This is a genomic window from Deltaproteobacteria bacterium HGW-Deltaproteobacteria-6, from assembly GCA_002840435.1.
Classification (GTDB): domain Bacteria; phylum Desulfobacterota; class Syntrophia; order Syntrophales; family Smithellaceae; genus UBA8904.
The window spans coordinates 1-4541 of the sequence record PHAT01000022.1 but is presented as its reverse complement, the minus strand read 5'-3'; the positions used below and the strand labels follow the sequence as shown (position 1 = coordinate 4541).

5 protein-coding genes are annotated in these 4541 nt (G+C 49.1%); 1 reads left to right on the top strand and 4 read right to left on the bottom strand.

Going from position 1 to position 4541, the window contains the following annotated elements; genetic code table 11:
* The 3 genes from CVU71_18435 to CVU71_18425 all read right to left on the bottom strand — a co-directional run.
* On the bottom strand, nucleotides 1–230 hold a 230-nt coding region (locus tag CVU71_18435), incomplete at its 3' end, for an enoyl-CoA hydratase (GenBank protein PKN16832.1).
* Nucleotides 231–316: 86 nt separating this feature from the next.
* Nucleotides 317–1201, bottom strand: coding sequence for a hypothetical protein (locus tag CVU71_18430; protein PKN16831.1), 885 nt, complete (start codon nucleotides 1199–1201; stop codon nucleotides 317–319).
* Between the two features lie 71 nt (nucleotides 1202–1272).
* On the bottom strand, nucleotides 1273–2427 hold the full coding sequence (locus CVU71_18425) for an NADH:flavin oxidoreductase (GenBank protein ID PKN16830.1): 1155 nt from the start codon (nucleotides 2425–2427) through the stop codon (nucleotides 1273–1275).
* Nucleotides 2428–2771: 344 nt separating this feature from the next.
* Between CVU71_18425 and CVU71_18420 the strand changes: the two genes are divergently transcribed.
* Complete coding sequence (locus CVU71_18420; GenBank protein PKN16833.1) at nucleotides 2772–3521, top strand: 1-acyl-sn-glycerol-3-phosphate acyltransferase; 750 nt, start codon at nucleotides 2772–2774, stop codon at nucleotides 3519–3521.
* A gap of 11 nt (nucleotides 3522–3532) precedes the next feature.
* On the opposite strand, the gene CVU71_18415 is transcribed toward CVU71_18420, so the two are convergent.
* A partial coding sequence (locus tag CVU71_18415) for a hypothetical protein (GenBank protein PKN16829.1) occupies nucleotides 3533–4541 on the bottom strand: 1009 nt, incomplete at its 5' end.

Genomic DNA, 4541 nt, shown 5'->3' with positions numbered 1-4541 from the left:
GGTCCCTTGGTGATGTTGGCGATATCGGAAACATCCATGCCCGCGGAAAAACCCTTTTCACCTGCTCCCGTGATGATGACCGCGCGGGTATCCCTGCTTTTTTCGATTTCGTTCACGGCGTTAAAAAGTTCCTCCCGGATTCCCAGATTCACGGAGTTCATCGGCGGACGATTCAAAACAATGGTCGTCACAAAGTCTTTCGTTGATACAATAATGTTTTTGTATTCCATCTTTTTTCTCCTTTCAATATTTTTGTTCTTTAATCTGATAACCTACAACGATGAGCCATCAGCCTACATCCTGCCAGTCTAAAAGTCTACAGCCTAACAGCCTGTTTGTTCTGGTGCGCCAGCCGCATACCCGGATGCGGCACTTCAAAAAAGGGAACATTGGTTCCTCCCAGACTGCCGATATAGGCGGTACGTCGGTCTTTTCCGCCAAAGCAGATATTGGTTGGCCGGTTAATCACGATGCCCTGCGGGTCTTCCACACACATCTCCAGCTTGCCTTGTGGATCAATAAATCCAATGGCGTTAGCAACGGGAAAGGCAATCCACAGGTTGCCCGCTTCGTCAAAAGCGATGCCGTCGGGGAAACCCAGCTTGCCCAGAAAGGAAGGACCGAAGATCTCTGCCTTGTCCAATCGGTTATCCTGATTGATCCGGTAGCGCAAAACACGCCGCTGCATGGTTTCGGCTACATAGACGTAATCCTCTTTTGCGTCCACTGCCACGCCATTGGCAAAACATATACCGTTTGCAACAATGTGCGGTGCCTGATCACGTGCAATCATGATCAGGCATCCGTCAGGAACAGGTGACGAAAGTGAAGCATCGATATCAGGATTGTCCGTGGAGTTCGATACCCAGAGACGGCCTGCAAAATCAAGGAAGGGAAAGTTGGGGGTGAACATTTTTTTGCCGTCGGCTTCCTTCATTAACACGCGATGGCTTCCGGAGGGCGCCACAGATTGGACTTCGCCGTTGCCGATGTTGGCAACAATGCAGTTGCCGTCTTCATCAATGCAGATGCCATTGGGCAGGCCTCCAAGGTTACCGAAGAATGTTGTGCGCCCATCCTCTTCAATGCGTGCGCATCGTCCCCGGGCGTCGGCCGTGTAAATGCTGCCGTCATCAAGTGCCATAACTCCTTCCGGTCTTGCCAGTCCGCCGCCAATGGTTTTTACAGCTTTGAGATCCATGTTTGGCTATAGATCCTCTCGAATATTATGGAATGAGGTGCTACATGTAACGTCTACGGGAATAAGTTTACTCACGGGATGCCGCGGTTGCTTTTTTTGTCAAAGGTGACGCAGTGCAGCGGGATTCCGTGATGAAGCTCTTCGAGACATTTATTGCAATAGACACAGCGCGGCTTTTTCTCCGGATCCTGTTCCCATTTTCGAATTAACCCGGGTTCTGTAATCAATGGGCGACACAGCGAAATAAAATCAGCTTCACGGTTCTGGATCATTTCCTCCATCATGTCAATGGTCTTCAGGCCGCCCACGGCAATCACCGGGACTTTTGCACTTTTTTTAATTTCCCGTGCCCAGGGGCGAAAATAACCCTCCCGTGACGGTTTGTTGATTTTTGTTTTATACTCCGTTCCTTCATATTTTTCGCCACGCACGCCGGAACTGATTTCAATCGCGTTATAACCGGTCTCGGCCAGCAGTTGGGAGGCTTGCATTCCTTCGGCCGCGGTAAGCCCCCCCGCAAATCCGTCTTCAATACCCAGTTTGATCAAAACAGGGTAATCTGCTCCAACCATGTTCCGGATTTTTTGAAACGTTTCCCGATGCAGGCGCAGCCGGTTTGAGAGGGATCCGCCCCACCGGTCGGACCTTCTGTTTGTGAAGGGTGAAAGAAATTGGCTGAACAGATACCCGTGGGCACCGTGAATCTGAACAGCGTCAAAACCGGCCTCCAGAGCCCTGCGGGCTGCCTGACCAAATGCATCGAGAATTTCCTCGAGTTCCTCTTCCGTTATTTCGCGATAACTTCCTTTATAGTAAGGATCATCAGCAATGACGGATGGAGCGATGGGCAGTTGCTTTCTGGTTTTGACAAAACGGGCTTCACGGCCTCCGTGATAAAGCTGAACGGCAATTTTAGCGCCATGCTCATGGGCTTTTGCGCTGAGTTTCCGTAAACCGGGAATCAATTCGTCCTCTGCAATTGAATTCATAAAAGATGAGATTTGACCGGATGGATGAACGTACATGATGCCGGAAATAATCAGCCCGACGCCGCCTTCGGCAAGATCGGAAACCAGCTTCAGCTGGCTTTCGGTTACCTGACCGGTGAGGTCCGACATGCCGTCATAGGTGGCGGACCGGACAAACCGGTTGCGCAAGGTTAAATTTTTTATTTGTGCTGTTTCAAATAAAATACTCATGCGTTTGGCCTTATGCCGTATAACCATATTTGTGTGTGCAAACAGACGCGATCAGAGCCTTCAACTCCGTGTGAATAAGGATTTATCCCTCAATTCTATTGAGTAGAACGCCATGATGGCTTCTTCGATAAACACCGGGTCAACAGGTGGTAGATTTATATTTGGATAGTTGTCCGGTGTCAAGCATATTCATTGCGAAAAATAGGGCAGGTTTTGATTTGTACAGCAACCGTTGTATAATCATTGAGAAATTGATTTTTTTATGAGGATGTGTTTATAAATATGATTGACACACAAATAGCTTTTTTTTATACTTTATCATCTTGTTTGAATCATGATTCTAATGAAAAGGGTGAATGGACAGATTTAATATGACAGGCCGTTTGGTTACTTACTTATTTTTTATCATTGTGGTTTTGACGTCGATTCCGCTTTATTTAATCGCTTTGACGATCCGTCTGGTGACCTATCCTTTTGACCACCGCCTGAGGTTCCTCCACCTGTTTACCTGCTTTTGGGCTTCGATTTATTCCTGGATGCTGCCCGCCTGGAAGGTCCGCATTGAGGGTCGTGAAAATGTTCGCAAAGATGTTGCGTATATGGTGGTTTCGAATCATCAGTCTCAGCTGGATATCCTGATTGCTTTTCGCCTTTTTTTTCACTTCAAATGGGTGTCCAAAATTGAAATGTTCAGATTTCCGCTCATCGGCTGGAACATGGTTCTGAATCGTTATGTTAAACTGAAGCGTGGCGACAAGGAAAGCATCGCTAAAATGCTGACGGCATGTGAAGTGCATCTGGATGAGGGAAGTTCCGTTTTTATGTTCCCGGAAGGGACCCGTTCTCAGGACGGCGAGATCAAGGCCTTTAAACTCGGCGCCTTCCAGCTGGCGCACAAAAAGAAAGTGGCCATTCTGCCCATTGTGATCAGCGGAACGTGCAAGGCGCTTCCCAAGCACACCATCATATTTACCGGCGTGAAAAAATTGTATATAAAAATATTTGAAGAAATTCCCTATTCGGCTTTTAAGGACTTATCGGTGGAGGAAACCGCGGAAATGGTGCGGCAGTTCATGATCGGAAATCTGAACGTGATGAATCAATACACACTTGGGAAGTAGATGCTCCGGTCTTATGCTTTCAGGAGCGCACTGCCGATTTTTTTCTGCCGGATCTGCATCAGGCCTTTCTTAAGCGCCACCATTGATTCTATGTCCCTGTGAAGGTAAGTGTATTCGAAAGATCCGGTGATTTCCCGGCGGTCGGTTATTTGTGTGATGCGTTCGTGAAATTCGGTCGCGGTTCTGGTAAAAGTGATCATTAGCGGGACGGGTGAGGCGTTGTTCCGATCGAGCCTGCTGGCCGCCTCATAGGCAATGACCCGCATGGTCTGCAAAAGCGCGTGAAGGGCTCCCAGTTCGCTCTGCAGCATGATGTCCGGTTCAGACGGATGCTCCCTGATGGCGGCGATCAAGAGGGACAGTTGCGCGGCTGTGCCTCCCAGCACAGGCCCCATCATGACAACGTCTTCTATTTCGCCCATGGGGACAACCATGTCCCGCCAGGCGCTTCCTTCCTTTCCCAGGACAGATTTCTTCCCGACCCGGCAGTTCTCCAGTTTAATGCCGCCGTGCGGTGAAGGCTTTAGAAAATTCATCGCCATCGGCTGTGTGACAGTGACACCTTCTGTCGTGCGAGGAACGATAAAGGCTGTAAAACGCTTTTGCGGTGTTTTGTCGTCCGTTATGGCAATGACAATGAAAATTCCCGCAATGGGTCCATTGGTCAAATAGGTTTTCTCTCCGTTTAAAATATAAACGTTGCCATGCTTTCGGGCCGTTGTCACCAGCTGCTTCGGGTGGGCCCCCCGACCCGGTTCGGATACTGCAAAGGACAGGGTGATTTTCCCGGCGGCCGCGGCAATCAGATACTGACTTTGCTGTTCGCGTGTTCCGAAAATCCTGATGATGTAATGGGCTATGATCTGCTGGTAGAGCCAGGATAAGGCCAGCCCGAGATTGTAGCCGTTTCTGACGAACGACTCTCCCGCTTTCAAAAGATCGATATATCCGCCGCCATTGCCGCCGTACATTTGGGCAATGCCGATTTTAAAAAGGCCGGCCTTGCCCATCTTTTGCCAG

Coding starts and splice junctions, on each gene's coding strand:
- CVU71_18430 (PKN16831.1), bottom strand. CDS start 1,201: ATGGATCTCAAAGCTGTAAAAACCATTGGCGGCGGACTGGCAAGACCG.
- CVU71_18425 (PKN16830.1), bottom strand. CDS start 2,427: ATGGTTATACGGCATAAGGCCAAACGCATGAGTATTTTATTTGAAACA.
- CVU71_18420 (PKN16833.1), top strand. CDS start 2,772: ATGACAGGCCGTTTGGTTACTTACTTATTTTTTATCATTGTGGTTTTG.